This window comes from Litoreibacter sp., assembly GCF_058136045.1.
Map to the genome: position 1 here is coordinate 641727 of NZ_JBYVDD010000003.1, position 16238 is coordinate 657964.

Below are 16238 nucleotides of genomic sequence, written 5' to 3' on the forward strand. Positions count from 1 at the left end.
GGCGTTAATCCAGCCGCTCTTTCAGGGCGCTACGTACCTCTGGGGTCACAAACTTTGACACATCCCCCCCCAAACGCGCAATTTCTTTGACCAGCTTGGAGGCAATCGCTTGATGCTGCGCCTCGGCCATCAGAAATACGGTCTCGATACTGTTATCCATGGCGCGGTTCATGCCTACCATTTGGTATTCATACTCAAAGTCAGCGACCGCGCGCAGCCCCCGAATGATAACCGAGGCCCCGACATCATGCGCACAATGGATGAGCAGGTTTTCAAAGGGGTGAACCACGATCTCGCAGCCTGTCTCTTTGTGAACCTTGCCAAACTCGGCCTCGATCATCGCGGTACGCTCTTCAAGCGTGAACATCGGCCCTTTGTCGCGATTGATCGCAACACCAATGACCAAACGGTCCACCAACGAGCAGGCCCGCCGGATAATATCACAATGGCCCCGTGTGACGGGATCGAACGTGCCGGGGTATAGTCCAATGCGCATAGGTCAGGCCCTTTTTATGTAAAGCACGGCCACGCAACAATATTGCGCCAAGGATTGCAAGGCGATAACGAAGCTACTTTGACCGGGGGCACCATCGGGGACAATCGCCCCCAAATAGAGGCCGCTTTTAATGGCCCATTATCATGCCTTCTAGTGCATCTTTCTCCATCGACAGCTCGCTAAGCCGCGCCTTCACCGCGTCGCCTAGCGTGATCAAGCCGATCATTACACCGTCCTCGACCACCGGCATGTGACGAAAATGACCCTCTGTCATGCGCCCCAGCACATCGTCGGCACGATCGCTTGAAACACATGTCACCAAGTTACGCGTCATCATGCTGTCTACGCTCTCGGTCAGGCACCCTGCACCGCGCTTGCCGATCTCGCGCACGATGTCGCGTTCTGACAGGATGCCCAAAGCAGCTTTGCCGTCAGAGGAGACCACGACCGAGCCGATACGGCGGGTGGACAACAGGCTGGCTGCATCTGACACAGAAGCCGCAGGCGCAATGGTCACAACCCCACCATCGGTCTTCAGTTTCAAGATATGGCTTACGAGCATGGGTAGCTCCTCCTCAATTAAGTAAAACAAACGTGATCAACTGCCCCACTGTCGGCGCAACTCTGGGTTTACGTCAAGTATGTGCTTCCAGTCGCGCCACCTCTTGTCGCACCCTAAGGCCTAATTCTTGTGCAAAAAACCGAAGCCGGGCGATATTTTTATCATCTGCATGCCGTACCAAGTAAAAACTCCGCTTCAAGGAGAAATGCTGCGTTAGCACGCGGGTTAGCTCTGGTGCGAAAGGCAGCGCAAAGTCATGGCCGATCACAATCCCCGCCCCGCTGCGCGCCCAATTCAGCTGCACCGAGACCGAATTAGAGGTGAAACTCGTGCGCGGCGCACCAATCTCCGAGAGGTAATCCAGTTCTGCATCAAAGATCAGATCTGAAATATAGCCAATGATTTTATGCTCTTTCAGATCCTCCAGCTGATTCAATGCCGGGGCCTGAGCAAGGTAATCCCGGCTGGCCATCAGGTGCAGGTGATAATCGGTCAGCTTTTGACTGGTGAGCCGCCCCGCCGTGGGCGCAGAGACGGTGATTGCCATGTCGGCCTCGCGCTTAGAGAGGTTAAACACTCGTGGCAGCGCAACAATTTGGACCTCCAAGCCCGGATGATCCGCACAAATCGCCGCACAAACCTGCGGCAAAAGGTAGTTCGCACAGCCGTCCGGCGCACCAAGGCGAATGTGGCCGCTCAAAGCCTCGGCTGCCCCGCTGACATCATCTTGCGCATTCAGAATTGCGCTCTCCACCGCCTGTGCGCGCGGCATTAACCGTGTTCCAGCCTGCGTTAACGCATAGCCTTGCGGGGATTTGAGAAACAACGTGACATCCATTGCCGCCTCCAGTCGTGCCACCCGTCGGCCAACCGTTGCGGGATCTAGGCGAAGTGATTTCGCCGCGCGCGATAGGCTTTGCGTATGGGCAACCGCTAGAAATACCCGCAGATCGTCCCATTTTGGTTCCGCCATTGCTGTACCTGTATTTTTGCAAAATGATTTTGGCAAACTGACCCTTTTTATTGCATAAATGCAAGGCTAGTCTGAACGGGAAACTCAAGGAGGATTCCATGCAAGAACTTACCCACTACATCAATGGCGAACATGTCAAAGGCACGTCTGGCCGCTTTTCCGATGTCTTCAATCCCGCCACAGGCGAAGTGCAGGCAAAATGCCCGCTGGCCTCCGTTGCGGAAATGGACCACGCGGTTGAAGTCGCAGCCAAAGCGCAACCTGCTTGGGCCGCCGTGAACCCGCAGCGCCGCGCACGCGTTATGATGAAGTTCGTGGATCTATTGAACCGCGACATGGACAAGCTGGCCGAGGCCCTATCGCGCGAGCATGGCAAAACCCTACCAGACGCCGCAGGCGACGTGCAACGCGGCCTTGAAGTGGTTGAATATTGCATCGGCGCCCCGCAGCTTTTGAAAGGTGAATTCACCGACAGCGCGGGTCCGGGCATCGACATGTATTCGATGAAACAAGCGCTTGGCGTTACGGCTGGCATCACACCGTTCAACTTCCCAGCTATGATCCCGATGTGGATGTTTGCCCCTGCTATCGTATGCGGCAATGCCTTCATCCTAAAGCCATCCGAGCGTGATCCGTCCGTGCCCTTGATGTTGGCTGAATTGCTGGAAGAAGCAGGCCTGCCCAAAGGCATCATCCAAGTGGTCAACGGTGACAAAGAGGCAGTCGACGCCATCTTGCACCATGACGTAATCCAGTCGGTGGGCTTTGTTGGCTCGACGCCAATTGCCGAATATATCTACGCCACAGGCTGCGCAAACGGCAAACGCGTGCAGTGCTTTGGTGGTGCGAAAAACCACATGATCATCATGCCTGACGCCGATATGGACCAAGCTGCCGATGCGTTGCTCGGTGCTGGCTACGGTGCGGCTGGCGAGCGTTGCATGGCTATTTCTGTGGCTGTGGCCGTGGGCGATGACACCGCCGACCGCTTGCTCGCAGAACTAATCCCTAAAGTTGAGGCCTTGAAAGTTGGCCCCTACACGTCGGGCAATGATGTGGATTACGGCCCTGTCGTTACCGCCGCTGCCAAAGCCAATATCGAGCGTTTGGTGCAAACTGGTATCGACCAAGGCGCTAAACTGGTGGTTGATGGGCGCGACTTCAGCCTGCAAGGCTACGAGGAAGGCTTCTTTGTTGGACCACATTTGTTCGACAACGTGACCACCGACATGGACATCTACCAAAAAGAGATCTTTGGCCCCGTCCTGTCGACCGTTCGCGCACAAACCTATGAAGAAGCCATCGGCATCGCCATGGATCACGAATATGGCAACGGCATTGCGCTCTATACCCGCGATGGCGACACCGCGCGCAACTTTGCCAACCGGATCAATGTCGGCATGGTCGGCATCAACGTGCCTATCCCTGTGCCATTGGCCTACCACACCTTTGGCGGCTGGAAAAAATCCATGTTTGGCGATTTGAACCAGCACGGACCGGATGCGTTCAAGTTCTACACACGCACCAAGACTGTGACCTCGCGCTGGCCCTCGGGCATCAAAGAGGGCGGCGAGTTCTCAATCCCAGTAATGGAATAGCCGGACGATATGCGCCCTTGCTTTTTGTAAGCAGGGGCGCATAACTAAACACGTGTTCAATTCTACTGGAGGATGAAATGGATTTCGCGCTAACGGACGAGCAAACCGCCATCTTTGACATGGCGAAAGCCTTCGGCGACGAATTCATCGCCCCCAACGCCCTTCAATGGGAAAAAGACGAAAACATCCCCAAAGAGTTATGGCCAAGGTTGGCTGAATTAGGTTTTGGCGGGCTTTATGTCTCTGAGGAAAGCGGTGGCTCCGGCCTGTCGCGCCTAGACGCCACATTGGTATTTGAGGCCCTGTCGATGTCCTGCCCGTCAGTGGCGGCCTTCCTGTCCATCCACAACATGTGCGCGGCGATGATCGACAAGAACGGATCAGACGCCCTCAAGGAGAAATACCTTGAGAAAGCCATGAGTATGGAGATCTTCTTTTCCTATTGTCTGACCGAGCCGGCTTGCGGATCTGACGCTGCCGCGCTGAAAACTCGCGCCGAGAAAACCAGCGATGGATACGCCCTTACCGGCACCAAAGCCTTCATCTCAGGCGGCGGTTATTCCGACGCCTATATCGTTATGGCGCGCACCGGAGAGGACGGGCCAAAGGGCGTGTCAGCCATGATCGTTGATGACGGCGCACAGGGGCTTTCCTTTGGTGGTCTCGAGGACAAAATGGGCTGGCGCGCACAACCAACGCGCCAAGTGCAATTGGACAATTGCAACATTCCAAGCGACAACTTGCTGGGCGCAGAGGGCAAAGGTTTCACATATGCGATGCAGGGGTTGAATGGCGGCCGCCTGAATATCTCGGCCTGCTCACTTGGCGCGGCGCAATCCGCACTGGATAAAACGCTGGCTTATATGGCCGAGCGTCAGGCCTTTGGCAAACCCATCAACCAGTTCCAAGCCCTGCAATTCCGCCTCGCGGATATGGAGATAGAGCTGCAAGCCGCACGCGTCTTCCTACACCAAGCCGCATGGAAATTGGACACCGGCGCGCCCGATGCCGCCCAACATTGCGCCATGGCAAAAAAGTTCGTCACCGAAGCCGGATCGCGCGTGGTTGACGGCTGCCTGCAACTGCATGGCGGCTATGGATACCTTGCGGATTACGGCATCGAGAAGCTGTCGCGCGACCTGCGCGTGCACCAAATCCTTGAAGGCACCAACGAGATCATGCGCATGATCGTCGCGCGCCAGATGATTGCATAATGTATTTTCCTGCCCCCCGCGGGCTTTACCGCCGGCAATTAGGACACGAGACACAGGCCCTCACTGCCGCTGGCTACGCCCATAAAATGCCATCCCAGCACAAACACCACAGACGACACATTTGGCGTCTCAATTGGATTGAGGTGATTGCGGCTCTTGCTGCATTTAGTGCCTATTATCTTTTGCAAGGCAGTGAGACGCAAAGAGCCATCGCATTCGTCACGGGAGTGGGCGCAGCAGGCATGCTCATTTACGTTCAATTCCTCTTGTTCGTTTGGCCGCATGACGCTGACAAACGCATAAGGGTCGGAAATTTTGCGCAAGTTCACGCCCTTCGACAAAACCGCACCAAAGAACTGGAAACACTTCAATGACTGACATTTCAATCCGCATCGAAGGCCGTGCGGGCCGGATCACCTTACAGCGCCCAGAGGCTTTGAACGCCCTAACCTACGACATGGTTTTGGCAATCGAGACCGCGTTAGACGGCTGGCGCGACGCCGATATTGACCTGATACTGCTTGATGCTGAGGGCGAGCGCGCCTTCTGCTCCGGCGGCGACATTGCCGACATGTACAGCTCCGGCCAGCGCGGCGATTTAAGCTATGGGCGCAAATTCTGGCGCGACGAATACCGCCTCAACGCCAAAATTTTCGAATACCCCAAACCCGTCGTCAGTTTCCTGCAAGGCTTCACCATGGGCGGCGGTGTCGGTGTCGGTTGCCACGGCAGTTTACGCATCGTCGGCGACACCAGCCAGATCGCCATGCCGGAATGCTCCATCGGGTTGGTACCCGACGTTGGCGGCTCTTTGATGCTGGCATTAGCACCGGGTCGGTTGGGCGAATACCTTGCCTTAACCGCGTCCCGTATGGGCCCGACTGACGCCATTCTTGCAGGCTTTGCAGATGCTTACGCCCCAGAGGCCAATTGGCCCGACCTAAAGTCCGCCATGATCGAGACCGGGATCATCCCCACGCTAAACACCCCTGCCCCATCCGGAACATTAGGGGCGTTATTGCCTGAAATAGAGCGCCATTTCGCAGGCGAAACCCTTGGTGACATCACGCGCTCGCTCATAGCCGATGACAGTGAATTTGCCTCTAAGGCACTTAAATCCATCACACGAAACGCCCCCCTTGCCATGGCTTGCGCGATGGCCATCACCCGCCGCCTACGCTCGGCCAGCTCCATCCGCCAAGCGCTGGAGCAAGAGTTTCGCTATACCTACCGCGCCGTAGCCCAAGGTGACTTCATCGAGGGCATCCGCGCCGCAATTATTGATCGGGACCGCTGCCCTAAATGGGCCCATGATGGCCCGGAACACGTCACAGATATAGAGGTCTCCCAAATGCTCATGCCACTGGGAGACGACGCGCTTAACTGGAAGGATATGTTATGAAAATCGGATTTATTGGGCTGGGCAACATGGGAAGCCCGATGGCGCTCAACTTGGCCAAAGCGGGCCATAATGTTGCGGGGTATGACCTCGCGGTCGCTGCCCCCGAGGGCGTTGCCATGGCCGTCACAGGCCTAGAGGCTGCGGCGGGCATGGACATTGTGATCACCATGCTGCCCAACGGCGCAATCCTGCGCTCTGTCGTTGATGAAATCATCCCCGCCATGCGCGAAGGGGCGACGTTGCTTGATTGCTCCACCGTAGATGTAGAAAGCGCGCGCGCGGTGGCCAAGCTGGCCACGGACGCTGGTGTTCTCGCGGTGGATGCCCCTGTTTCTGGCGGCACTGGCGGCGCAATCAATGGCACACTCACCTTCATGGCAGGCGGCACCGACGCGGGCTTCGCCTCCGTGGCCCCCCTATTCGATATTATGGGCCAAAAGGCCGTGCATTGTGGCCCCTCGGGCAATGGGCAAGCCGCAAAAATATGTAACAACATGATCCTTGGCGTCACCATGGCCGTCACCTGCGAAGCCTTTGCACTCGCAGATAAACTTGGCCTTGATCGCCAGAAAATGTTCGACGTGGTCTCCACCTCATCAGGCTATAGCTGGTCGATGAACGTCTATTGCCCCGCTCCGGGCATTGGTCCCCAAAGCCCGGCCGATAACGACTACAAACCGGGATTCGCCGCCGACCTGATGCTCAAAGACCTGCGCCTCAGCCAGCAAGCCGCCGATACTGCGGATGCAGATACGCCAATGGGCGCACGCGCGACCGAACTCTATGCGCAATTTGTGGATGATGAAGATGGTGCGGGCCAAGATTTCTCAGCCTTATTGCCACGCTTCAAATCCAGACGCCGCTCTTAGGCATCACTGTTCTATAAATATCCTGGGGGTGTGGGGGCAACGCCCCCACGCATAAAGCGACTGCCAAAGGCAGGCGCAAACATCATGTGCCGAAGGCCCAATTCTAATAACAAGCAAACAAAAAGAGAAAGTGGCGCGGTTGACGGGACTCGAACCCGCGACCCCCGGCGTGACAGGCCGGTACTCTAACCAACTGAGCTACAACCGCGCATTACGTCTAATCTGGGCTTAAAAGTGCAGCGGTGGCGCGGTTGACGGGACTCGAACCCGCGACCCCCGGCGTGACAGGCCGGTACTCTAACCAACTGAGCTACAACCGCCCACTGCACGCCTAAACCCTTAGGCGTGAGGGAGGTATTATGGCCCCTCTCGCGCCCCGTCAAGCGGCGATAATGCCTGCCGAGCATTTTTCGACAATTCTCTGAGATCCGCCCAGCGAACTGGGTAACTTGTGACCTTATGGCCAAACATTTCATCCGGCCCCGCAGCCTCCTCAACGCCGCCCAGACGGCGATAAAAGCCCCGTGCACGCGCATTGCTGTCCAAAACGGTCAACCAAAGCCCCTGCTCGCGGCGTTCAATCAACTGATCCGCAAGAAACCCCATCAGCCCATCCGCAACACCAAGCCCGCGCGCCTCAGGCATTAGATGTAAATTATCCAGATATGGCATCTTTCTTGACCCGCCTTCTCTCCCCGGTTCATCATCTAAACGAACCGCAGCGAATCCCAACAAACGCCCCTCTGGCGAAAAAGCCCCGCAAAGCAAATCACGCGCCCGCAATCCACCAGACCAGCGCGCAGAAATATCGCGCGCCATCGGGGCCCCTAAGTACGCCGCAGGCAAAACATGCGCATAGGTGCCGCGCCAACTGAGCAAATGCAAAGCCCCCACAGCATCCAGATCACGCGCATCAAGCACCCGAAACTTGTGATCTACTGTTGAATTATCCCGAACCATTCGCCACCTCCCCGCACACCACCATGCACGCGCCATGAGGGAAAAGGCAAACCTGAACTGTGTGAAACAGACTTGTTGAGAGTGGTGCGACGTCAGCCGTCCTTGAATATCTGGTAGTGGTTCATCAGACTCGACATAGTGCACGGGTCTGGCGAACCAACTAGAGGACAATATGACAGAGATTGAACAAGCTAAGCGGTTTTCGCATTTGTATGTGTCACGCGACACTCCTCTAAAAGACAGCAAAAAGGCCCGTTACCGGATCGCGAAGCTACTCGAAAAAGAGTTTACTCAACTAAGTTCTAAGCAAAGAAGAAGTCATCATACGGATCATGCTGCGCAAGCCCAAAATCTACTCGAAAGTGAAATTGGGAGGCAGTTCCGATCAAATATCGGAGGTCGCATGTATCCATCTTGGACTGCCTACACGCAAAAGCTAGAGGCGGTAGACTTCCTTGATGCCATCACGGTGGTCGCCAGCTATCTACGCGAATGGAAGCCTGACCGTGAGGCTATTTTTGCAAGTGAGGCCAATCGAATATTTAATGAAGTGAACATGGCCTATAAAGTCGATAGTAAGGGCGGAATTCATCCACTTGTGGATGGTGCCTTCAGTGCAGCCATACAGTCAGCAATCGCAGCCTTGTCTGGCGAAAGATATACTGCCACCGCCGAACTAGTGGACGCCATAGACAAGAAATTGTTGCAGGACCCCGTAGACTACATCGGAGCAATCCGTGCGATTTTCGGCGCGAACGAGAACCTATTCAAATTGATGTTTGATGTCCCCCGGTTGGATGCCCGTACCGCTGGCGATAAGATTGGTCCGAAACAACAAGCGCAGTATGACGGGCACCCAACCCTTCAACGCGCCAGCGCAAAGGCTCTTGAGGGTTTCAAAGACTGGATAGACGCAGCGCACCACTACCGCCATGAACAAGGTGTTGAGTCGCCCTCTCAGCCCAATCAAGAAATTGGTATTCTGCTAGTCTCACAAGGATTAGGGTTCGTCAGATGGCTAGCGCAACTTGACGCGAGGTAACCGCAACATTCAAATAGCAATATTAAGAGATAAAATGATCTTAAGTATTTGAGTTGTTGTCAAAACCAATGGTGGGTCGTGAGAGGCTCGAACTCCCGACATCTTCGGTGTAAACGAAGCGCTCTACCAACTGAGCTAACGACCCGACTGGCGGTGCAATAGCGGACATTGGGATACCACCGCAACCCCAAACTGCCCCTCATGTGCACAGTTTTTATTTTTTATGACAGAACGGCCTGACGACCCTCATTTAGATGGAATACGATCCCCTGCCCGCCGGGCAAATCTACCATCGCTGACGTCGGCAACCCCAAAGCAACCACGCGTAGCATCCGCGAGGTTATTCCGTGTGTGATCAGCACTGAAGGCCCGCTGAGCGCCCCTAAGAAGCCCTCGCAGCGCCGGCGTAGAGCCGCGAAGCCTTCGCCGCCCTCGGCCTGCTCATAAAAGGCCAGCGGTCCGTCCACCGTCACCTTTGGATCGCCTTCTATTTGCAACTCGTCACGAACGCGGCCCTGCCAAGACCCCACATCAATTTCACAGAGTTGCGCGTCAGTTCTAATCTGAGGTCTGCTTTGTGAAAATATCTCAACCGCTGTGTGCAATGCGCGGGTTTGTGGGCTGGAAATCACCTCAAACCCTTTTAGATCAACGGCTTCCAATATGCGCCGTTGCACATGGGCTTGCGCAATTCCTTTTGCTGTCAAAGGTGAATGCAACCGCCCCTGCATCCGGCCAGAGGCGTTCCACTCGGTCTCGCCATGGCGTAAAATATACAGTTCCGGAATACTCGAAAGGCTCATATCCACCCCTAAAACAAACGACGCGCCCGACACGGAAAACCGAGGGGCGCGTGTAAAACTATGGCAGGCGGTAAGAGCTTTGTGAAGCGCTCACCACCAAGCTAATGCCCCATTGAGGCGGTGAGCGTTACGTTATTGGGGTCGCAAGGGCCGCTTTGGCTGGTGTTGCGACGGGGTCCTTCAACTTGGCCCGCATGACGACCAATTTGCCGTTCGGTGTATCTTTGGTGCGTGCAATCTTAATCTTGCCAAGCGGCGGCAGGGACAAGTCGCATTCTTCGCGCAAGGCTTGGGCCATGGCTTCCATTGTGGCCTCTAACGCGCGCCGCGCATCGCCCTTTTTCATCCCGCTGTTGGCAACCATACGCGCGACCATATCTTTCTTTGTCACCTCAACGCGGGCCTCAACATTAACGCGGGCCTCAACATTTGCGTCTGCCGGAGCTGCATTTGGGTTTCCGGCCGGGCTAGGAGCCGAAGCCTTGGCGGACATAACCGCCGGCTTTGGTGTTGTTTTGGCAGCCGCTTTTGGCGTGGTGCTGGCTGCTCGGGTCGTGGAGCGTTTGGATTTTTTGGTGCTCGACAGTGGTTTCATAGCCATTTTGCATTGTCCTGCATTAGTTTGGTTGATCAAATCCTATCAACTTCGCCCCCAGCCTGCCAGATGATTGTTTCGAAAATAGAAATAGTGTGGGGTTTACGTCAGCAAGCGCGAATAGAGCAAAAGCCCGTATTGCTCTAGTATACGTGATGTTTTGGGCCAAACTGACGCCCATGTCATCGCATCCAGCCCCGCCCCGGCCTTTAGCGCTGCAATGTCACGGTGCCCGTTAACCCCTGCAAGAATTGGGGCCGCCTGCTTGGGGATATCTACGCGATAAGCCGTCCCGTTCAGGGTCACTGGGATGTGCCCTTTCGATGCAACCGCGCGCGCCAAGGCCGCGCCTGCAACGCCTTTAAGATGGGGCACCGCACGGTCCCCCTTCCCTGCGACCAAAGGCTCCGCACCGATTGGGCGGGCGTAGATAACATGCGTTTTGATCGTCCCGTCCAGCTTTTCGGCCAAGGCCATCGCCGCCACATCTCCCAGCCCTTCTGGGCGCGGGGCGAACCGCTCCAAATCATATAAATAAGGCTGAGGCACACCGCACAGGGTCAGGCCTGCGGCCTCCAATGTTTGGGCAAGCTGGTCAATCGTGTAGGGCCGGTCCTGCGAGTGCAGCAACAGATCATAAAATCCGGCGTCGCTTTGCTTGTGATCCACCAGATGCGGGTTGCGCTTGAAGGGGTGGCCTTCTGGCAGCGCATCGAACATGGATTTTGCCATTGCCAATTGCTCGGACGGCGGCAGCCCCTTGGTCAATGCCCCGAAGGCTTGTTGCAAAGGATAGACACCGGAGCGCCCGTAAGGGGCGTAGACCATCAGCCCGATCCCGCCCTGCGGCGAGAGCGCCGATGCTAAAGCATCAAACCCCTGTTGTGGCTCGGGCAAATGGTGCAACACACCGCAGCAATCAATATAGTCAAACGGGCCATATTGCGCAGCATCCAACAGGCTTCCGGTCATGAATGTAATGTCTTTCAACCCACGCGCCGCCACGCGGGCCTCGGCCACATTTCGCGATGCCACCGACAAGTCAATATAAGTTATTTCATAGCGTTTTCGGGCAGTTGTGAGGGTTTGTGCAAGTTGAACAAGCGCGTCCCCCGTGCCGCCACCAGCCACAAGAATACGCGTTGCCTGCCCCCAGTCCCTTTGGCCGCCGAACAGGTGGTGGTCCAACTCCAGCGGGTGCGATGGGGAGCCTGTGATCAACCGCTTTGCCTCGTCCATCGGGTCACGCTCGGGGTATGGGTAGGCCTCGTACTGGGCTTTTACATCGCTCATTTCAACGCCTCTTCAGGGGATATCGGGTGCGCTCGCAGCCCCTCGGATTGCTCTTGCGTCAGGCTGCCCTCGCGGATCAAATAAGTATGGATGGAAAACACCACCGCTTGGGTCCGCGGCAAGCGGACCATGGATTGGCGTTCCGAGCGAATATAGCCCGCCTGCCCCTGTTCGCGCAGCAGATCCGAGCCTCGTTGCGGGTGGTGTAAATCCGGGTCGCCATAGAGTAGCGCGTTGCTGCGCACCAAGGGTTGCTCTACGCGAATAGCGCAGAACATGCGCTCCACACTGCGGGCAATTTTCTCGCTATACTCATCCACCGGCGCATGGATTGCCGTCAACGGCTTGCCAAATTTCTCGGACAACGCCCAGCTCGCGGGGAAGCACAGCAGCGCCCCCGTCAACAGATGCGCATCACCCCGTTTTTGGAGAATCAGGAAGTCTTCCTGAAATAGCTTTGAGAGTGTCTCGAAAGGATTTGAGAAATCCGGCCGCACCCGACGCCCGTCGGGACAGGTGATCGTCTCGCCACGCGTAAACTCTTGGGGTAAATTCGCCAGTGCGACGTCCAGCAATTCCTGCGCGGCCTCAAGACAATCCGGCTCCATTTGCAGCACAATATCGCGCTTTTCATCCAAGAGAGCCGCCTTGTAAGCCAACTGCCCCGTGTAGGCGTCATCGGTTTGCAACCAGTCCTCATAGCTTAGCGGCACAACCCCCGGCAGGCGGCGCGTGCGCTCCTCCATCCAAGGGGCAAATGGCAGATGGCTTTGCAAAATTGGCGTCATACCGCCTTAAACCATCCAAAATCGACATAATCCATGCCGTTTTCAAAACAGCCGCCGCTATTTTCGCCTCGCAGAGTGGACCCATCAGGGAGACACGATATGAATGAACATTATCGAGACCGCCGCAAAATTGACCCGACCAAAGGCCCGCGCCTTGGGGATGGGAACCTCAATGACAATGACCGCATCGAGATCGGGCCAACCCTATTGGCCTACACAGAGTGGGAGGACGCGGGGCTTGCCCTTCCAAACCTTGAGCGGATGCGCGAGTTTCGCTGGGCGCGGCTGACCCAACACATCGTCGAGCGCGATTGGGGCGGCTTGTTAATGTTTGACCCGCTCAACATTCGCTACGCGACCGACAGCACCAATATGCAACTTTGGAACACCCATAATCCGTTTCGCGCGGTGCTGATTTGTGCCGACGGTTATATGGTCATTTGGGACTATAAAAACTCGCCGTTTCTGTCGAAATTCAACCCATTGGTGCGCGAGCAACGCTCCGGTGCCGATCTGTTCTATTTTGACCGCGGCGATAAAATTGACGTGGCCGCGGATGTTTTTGCAACCCAAGTGCGCGACCTGATTGCCGAGCATGGCGGGGCCAATAAGCGGCTTGGCGTTGACAAGATCATGCTGCACGGGTTGCGCGCGCTGGAAGCCTCGGGGTTTGAGGTCATGCCCGGCGAGGAATGCACCGAAAAATCGCGTTCAATCAAGGGGGTGGATGAGATTTTAGCAATGCGCGCCGCCTGCCATTCCTGCGAAGTTGCGGTGCGTGAAATGGAGAATTTTGCCCGTATAAATGTGCCCAAGGGCCAGACCAGCGAAGACGATATCTGGGCCGTGCTGCATGCGGAAAACATCCGCCGTGGCGGCGAATGGATCGAGACGCGCCTGCTGTCTTCGGGGCAGCGCACGAACCCTTGGTTTCAAGAATGCGGCCCGCGTATCACCCAAAACAACGAGATCATCAGCTTTGACACCGATTTGATCGGAGCATACGGGATTTGTTGCGATATTTCGCGCAGTTGGTGGATCGGGGACCGCGCGCCGCCCCCCGAGATGGTTGACGCCATGAAACATGCCCATGAGCATATAATGGTGAATATGGAGATGCTTAAACCCGGCGTCTCGATCAACGAATTATCAGCCAATACACATGTTCTACACGACAAGTTTCAAGATCAAAAATACGGCTGCTTGATGCATGGCGTTGGGCTTTGTGACGAATGGCCCTTGGTCGCCTATCCGGGGAAACATGTGGCTGGGGCGTTTGATTATGTGCTGCAACCGGGCATGACCCTTTGCGTCGAGGCCTTGGTGGGCGAGGTCGGCGGAGGCTTCTCGATCAAGCTCGAGGATCAAGTGCTGATCACCGAGGATGGCTTTGAAAACCTAACGAAATACCCGTTTGACGCGGCCTTATTGGGCGAAACCTGACACAACCGCTCACCTTGACGTTACTTTTGGCCCCTCGGGCTTGTCGACTACAGGTTTGAGCGCCATTTTTATGGCCTACAGTATCGAGCAGGAGTCCGGCTGTCATGGGCATAAAACGCATCTCATTCACCGGCCACTCTGGCGGAACTTTAGCCGCGCGTCTGGACATGCCAGATGGACCGCATTTGGCCACCGCCTTGTTTGCCCATTGCTTTACATGCTCCAAGGATGTCCCCGCCTCAAAGCGTATATCAGAACGTCTGGCTCGTATGGGCATCGCCGTGATGCGGTTCGACTTCACCGGGTTGGGCCATTCCGAGGGGGAGTTCGAGAACACCACCTTCACCTCCAATGTCGACGATTTGGTCCTTGCTGCGGCACATCTTGGCAGCATCGGCATGGCCCCGAGCCTACTGATTGGCCACTCCTTGGGTGGCGCCGCAATCCTCAAGGCTGCCCCGCATATTTCCTCGGCCAAGGCGGTTGTAACCATCGGCGCGCCGTTCGATCCCGGTCATGTCACCCAAAACTTCGAAGGGGCCTTGCCTGATATAAAAGCCAAAGGCGTGGGCGAGGTCATGTTGGGGGGGCGCCCTATGCGCATAGGGCGCAAATTTGTGGAGGACGTCGCCGCCGAAAATTTGGTGGATACAATCACGGGGTTGCGCAAATCCTTGCTGGTATTACATGCCCCGCTCGACAAAACCGTTGGCATTGAAAGCGCCACACAGATTTTCACGCATGCCAAGCATCCGAAAAGCTTTGTCACCCTATGCGATGCCGATCACCTGATATCACGCCCCGAAGATGCCGAATATGCAGCCGATGTCATTAGCGCGTGGGCCTCTAAATATCTGGACCTTCGCCCGCCAGCACCCCCCGTTGGTGCACCGGAAGGCGTTGTGCGCGTCACAGAGGCAGACGCGGCAGGGTTTTTGCAAGATATCAATTCTGGCCCGACACATCACATCTACGCCGATGAGCCGCTGGCCTATGGCGGCACCAACAAAGGCATGTCGCCTTACGGGTTGCTATCGTCGGGGCTTGGGGCTTGCACTTCAATGACAATTCGCATGTATGCGCGGCGCAAGAAGTGGCCTCTGACCCGAGTTTGGGTGGACGTCACCCATAATGCGATGCACGCGCAAGATGCCAGCGGATCCTCACGGATTGATCACTTCAACCGTGAAATCCACCTTGAGGGGGATCTGGATGTGGCGCAGCGTGCACGCCTGCTAGAAATCGCCGATAAATGCCCTGTGCATAAAACACTGGAAAGCGGCGCGCTGGTAAAGACGGTTTTGGTCGATTAATACTACAAGGCTTCGAACAACCGTCTTCCCATGACCATAAGATCGCTGCTGCCCTTCGGATTACACGCTGATTCCGCAAAGGCGAGCCAAATCAGCGCGCAACCCATGGACATCTCGTTGAAGTTGAAAACGCTTCAGATCGAGGGAATCGCAAGGGTTTGAATTTGTGAAATTACCGGGCGCAGGCTCAGGCAACCATGGCCCCGATTCTGGTCCGGGGAATGGCGAATCAGGAAAATCTGGAGCAGCAGGCCCAGGAGATGGAGGTGTTCTATTGAGAGCTTCACAATCCAGCAAATCTTGATAAGCCTGAAAATCATCTCTCACAGCGCGCTGAAAATCTCTCATTAGCGCGCCACAATTGACATCCCCACTACCAGGTGGATTGTTGGGCGGTTCATTTCCCGGGAGGGCGCCATCGCCCCACCCTAAAAAAACAAGTATATCATCAATGATGCTCTGATTGTTTAATTCCGAGTTAACCATGGCCTCGATATATGCAGCTTCGAGCTTCCACTTTTGCGGGGTATCAGGGGTGATCTTCGTCAATAAGAGCACCCGAACAAGCCGCGCGAATGCTTTAGACAATGGTGGGGGCGTTGCTTTCTTACCGTAAACTTCCACGATAGCTTCATACAATACTACATGTGTGACCCATGGGAATTTACTATCTGTCGCCTTAGATAGCCACTTTTCCATCGAAGACATACGTTGAATAGCGAAATTATTTTTAGCCTTGGCCACAAAATTCTCCAAGTTTTTAGGGTCGTTAGCGAAACTACCAGCAAAGCAGTCATGCCTTGCCATCAGCCCCAAGGTACAACCGATCCCCATCACCCTAGGGCAGCATGGCATACAAGGCAAATTTGGATCGCCCGCTCCGCAAT

At 55.7% G+C, this 16238-nt stretch carries 17 protein-coding genes and 3 tRNA genes; 7 read left to right on the plus strand and 13 right to left on the minus strand.

What is annotated here, in order from left to right:
- Positions 1-4: 4 nt before the first annotated feature.
- From coaD to AC3Y7R_RS04500, 3 genes are all read right to left on the minus strand, one after another.
- On the minus strand, positions 5-496 hold the full coding sequence (gene coaD / locus AC3Y7R_RS04490) for a pantetheine-phosphate adenylyltransferase (RefSeq protein WP_490040806.1): 492 nt from the start codon (positions 494-496) through the stop codon (positions 5-7).
- 127 nt (positions 497-623) lie between these two features.
- Positions 624-1058 carry a CBS domain-containing protein gene (locus tag AC3Y7R_RS04495; protein WP_490040807.1) on the minus strand — a complete coding sequence of 145 codons (435 nt, stop codon included), beginning with the start codon at positions 1056-1058 and terminating at the stop codon, positions 624-626.
- A gap of 73 nt (positions 1059-1131) precedes the next feature.
- Positions 1132-2031 carry a LysR family transcriptional regulator gene (locus AC3Y7R_RS04500; RefSeq protein WP_490040808.1) on the minus strand — a complete coding sequence of 300 codons (900 nt, stop codon included), beginning with the start codon at positions 2029-2031 and terminating at the stop codon, positions 1132-1134.
- A gap of 98 nt (positions 2032-2129) precedes the next feature.
- On the opposite strand from AC3Y7R_RS04500, the gene AC3Y7R_RS04505 reads away from it, so the two are divergent.
- Positions 2130-3629 (plus strand): CoA-acylating methylmalonate-semialdehyde dehydrogenase, encoded by a 1500-nt coding sequence (locus tag AC3Y7R_RS04505; protein WP_490040809.1) that lies wholly within the window; start codon positions 2130-2132, stop codon positions 3627-3629.
- Between the two features lie 77 nt (positions 3630-3706).
- Positions 3707-4843 (plus strand): acyl-CoA dehydrogenase family protein, encoded by a 1137-nt coding sequence (locus AC3Y7R_RS04510; protein WP_490040810.1) that lies wholly within the window; start codon positions 3707-3709, stop codon positions 4841-4843.
- 38 nt (positions 4844-4881) lie between these two features.
- On the opposite strand, the gene AC3Y7R_RS04515 is transcribed toward AC3Y7R_RS04510, so the two are convergent.
- Positions 4882-5166, minus strand: coding sequence for a hypothetical protein (locus tag AC3Y7R_RS04515; RefSeq protein ID WP_490040811.1), 285 nt, complete (start codon positions 5164-5166; stop codon positions 4882-4884).
- A gap of 47 nt (positions 5167-5213) precedes the next feature.
- Between AC3Y7R_RS04515 and AC3Y7R_RS04520 the strand changes: the two genes are divergently transcribed.
- Together AC3Y7R_RS04520 and mmsB are read left to right on the plus strand one after the other, a co-directional pair.
- Positions 5214-6245, plus strand: a complete 1032-nt coding sequence (locus tag AC3Y7R_RS04520) for an enoyl-CoA hydratase/isomerase family protein (protein ID WP_490040812.1) — start codon at positions 5214-5216, stop codon at positions 6243-6245.
- A complete protein-coding gene (mmsB, locus tag AC3Y7R_RS04525; protein WP_490040813.1) occupies positions 6242-7114 on the plus strand; it encodes a 3-hydroxyisobutyrate dehydrogenase in 873 nt (290 codons plus the stop codon). The genes AC3Y7R_RS04520 and mmsB overlap by 4 nt, the downstream gene beginning before the upstream one ends.
- A 131-nt stretch (positions 7115-7245) precedes the next feature.
- Here mmsB and AC3Y7R_RS04530 read toward each other — a convergent pair.
- The 3 genes from AC3Y7R_RS04530 to AC3Y7R_RS04540 all read right to left on the minus strand — a co-directional run bounded on the left by AC3Y7R_RS04530 (position 7246) and on the right by AC3Y7R_RS04540 (position 8074).
- Positions 7246-7322: transfer RNA gene (locus AC3Y7R_RS04530), tRNA-Asp, on the minus strand.
- A gap of 35 nt (positions 7323-7357) precedes the next feature.
- Positions 7358-7434, minus strand: a tRNA-Asp gene (locus tag AC3Y7R_RS04535).
- 37 nt (positions 7435-7471) lie between these two features.
- Positions 7472-8074, minus strand: a complete 603-nt coding sequence (locus AC3Y7R_RS04540) for a GNAT family N-acetyltransferase (protein ID WP_490040814.1) — start codon at positions 8072-8074, stop codon at positions 7472-7474.
- A gap of 172 nt (positions 8075-8246) precedes the next feature.
- Between AC3Y7R_RS04540 and AC3Y7R_RS04545 the strand changes: the two genes are divergently transcribed.
- The gene (locus AC3Y7R_RS04545; protein WP_490040815.1) at positions 8247-9116 is read left to right on the plus strand and encodes a hypothetical protein; all 870 of its coding nucleotides are present in this window, start codon (positions 8247-8249) and stop codon (positions 9114-9116) included.
- 69 nt (positions 9117-9185) lie between these two features.
- Here the strand turns inward: AC3Y7R_RS04545 and AC3Y7R_RS04550 are convergent.
- The 5 genes from AC3Y7R_RS04550 to AC3Y7R_RS04570 form a co-directional block, all read right to left on the minus strand.
- Positions 9186-9261, minus strand: a tRNA-Val gene (locus AC3Y7R_RS04550).
- A 76-nt stretch (positions 9262-9337) separates the two neighbouring features.
- Positions 9338-9919 (minus strand): histidine phosphatase family protein, encoded by a 582-nt coding sequence (locus AC3Y7R_RS04555; protein WP_490040816.1) that lies wholly within the window; start codon positions 9917-9919, stop codon positions 9338-9340.
- A gap of 127 nt (positions 9920-10046) precedes the next feature.
- Positions 10047-10520: an HU family DNA-binding protein gene (locus AC3Y7R_RS04560; protein ID WP_490040817.1), complete on the minus strand. Its 474-nt coding sequence runs from the start codon at positions 10518-10520 to the stop codon at positions 10047-10049.
- A gap of 96 nt (positions 10521-10616) precedes the next feature.
- Positions 10617-11807, minus strand: a complete 1191-nt coding sequence (locus AC3Y7R_RS04565) for a class I SAM-dependent methyltransferase (protein ID WP_490040818.1) — start codon at positions 11805-11807, stop codon at positions 10617-10619.
- The gene (locus AC3Y7R_RS04570) at positions 11804-12595 is read right to left on the minus strand and encodes a heme-dependent oxidative N-demethylase family protein (RefSeq protein WP_490040819.1); all 792 of its coding nucleotides are present in this window, start codon (positions 12593-12595) and stop codon (positions 11804-11806) included. Before AC3Y7R_RS04570 ends, AC3Y7R_RS04565 begins: the two co-directional genes overlap by 4 nt.
- A 99-nt stretch (positions 12596-12694) precedes the next feature.
- Between AC3Y7R_RS04570 and dddP the strand changes: the two genes are divergently transcribed.
- Both dddP and AC3Y7R_RS04580 read left to right on the plus strand, forming a co-directional pair.
- Positions 12695-14038 carry a dimethylsulfonioproprionate lyase DddP gene (gene dddP / locus AC3Y7R_RS04575; RefSeq protein ID WP_490040820.1) on the plus strand — a complete coding sequence of 448 codons (1344 nt, stop codon included), beginning with the start codon at positions 12695-12697 and terminating at the stop codon, positions 14036-14038.
- 104 nt (positions 14039-14142) lie between these two features.
- Positions 14143-15351 (plus strand): bifunctional alpha/beta hydrolase/OsmC family protein, encoded by a 1209-nt coding sequence (locus AC3Y7R_RS04580; RefSeq protein WP_490040821.1) that lies wholly within the window; start codon positions 14143-14145, stop codon positions 15349-15351.
- Between the two features lie 60 nt (positions 15352-15411).
- On the opposite strand, the gene AC3Y7R_RS04585 is transcribed toward AC3Y7R_RS04580, so the two are convergent.
- The gene (locus AC3Y7R_RS04585) at positions 15412-16167 is read right to left on the minus strand and encodes a hypothetical protein (protein WP_490040822.1); all 756 of its coding nucleotides are present in this window, start codon (positions 16165-16167) and stop codon (positions 15412-15414) included.
- Positions 16168-16238 lie beyond the last annotated feature (71 nt).

Bases quoted from the DNA above. Each gene is read 5' to 3' on its own strand.
- AC3Y7R_RS04560 (WP_490040817.1), bottom strand. From the start codon at position 10,520: ATGGCTATGAAACCACTGTCGAGCACCAAAAAATCCAAACGCTCCACG.
- AC3Y7R_RS04565 (WP_490040818.1), bottom strand. From the start codon at position 11,807: ATGAGCGATGTAAAAGCCCAGTACGAGGCCTACCCATACCCCGAGCGT.
- AC3Y7R_RS04580 (WP_490040821.1), top strand. From the start codon at position 14,143: ATGGGCATAAAACGCATCTCATTCACCGGCCACTCTGGCGGAACTTTA.
- AC3Y7R_RS04495 (WP_490040807.1), bottom strand. From the start codon at position 1,058: ATGCTCGTAAGCCATATCTTGAAACTGAAGACCGATGGTGGGGTTGTG.
- AC3Y7R_RS04520 (WP_490040812.1), top strand. From the start codon at position 5,214: ATGACTGACATTTCAATCCGCATCGAAGGCCGTGCGGGCCGGATCACC.
- AC3Y7R_RS04510 (WP_490040810.1), top strand. From the start codon at position 3,707: ATGGATTTCGCGCTAACGGACGAGCAAACCGCCATCTTTGACATGGCG.
- AC3Y7R_RS04570 (WP_490040819.1), bottom strand. From the start codon at position 12,595: ATGACGCCAATTTTGCAAAGCCATCTGCCATTTGCCCCTTGGATGGAG.
- AC3Y7R_RS04500 (WP_490040808.1), bottom strand. From the start codon at position 2,031: ATGGCGGAACCAAAATGGGACGATCTGCGGGTATTTCTAGCGGTTGCC.
- AC3Y7R_RS04545 (WP_490040815.1), top strand. From the start codon at position 8,247: ATGACAGAGATTGAACAAGCTAAGCGGTTTTCGCATTTGTATGTGTCA.
- AC3Y7R_RS04505 (WP_490040809.1), top strand. From the start codon at position 2,130: ATGCAAGAACTTACCCACTACATCAATGGCGAACATGTCAAAGGCACG.
- dddP (WP_490040820.1), top strand. From the start codon at position 12,695: ATGAATGAACATTATCGAGACCGCCGCAAAATTGACCCGACCAAAGGC.
- coaD (WP_490040806.1), bottom strand. From the start codon at position 496: ATGCGCATTGGACTATACCCCGGCACGTTCGATCCCGTCACACGGGGC.
- mmsB (WP_490040813.1), top strand. From the start codon at position 6,242: ATGAAAATCGGATTTATTGGGCTGGGCAACATGGGAAGCCCGATGGCG.
- AC3Y7R_RS04555 (WP_490040816.1), bottom strand. From the start codon at position 9,919: ATGAGCCTTTCGAGTATTCCGGAACTGTATATTTTACGCCATGGCGAG.
- AC3Y7R_RS04540 (WP_490040814.1), bottom strand. From the start codon at position 8,074: ATGGTTCGGGATAATTCAACAGTAGATCACAAGTTTCGGGTGCTTGAT.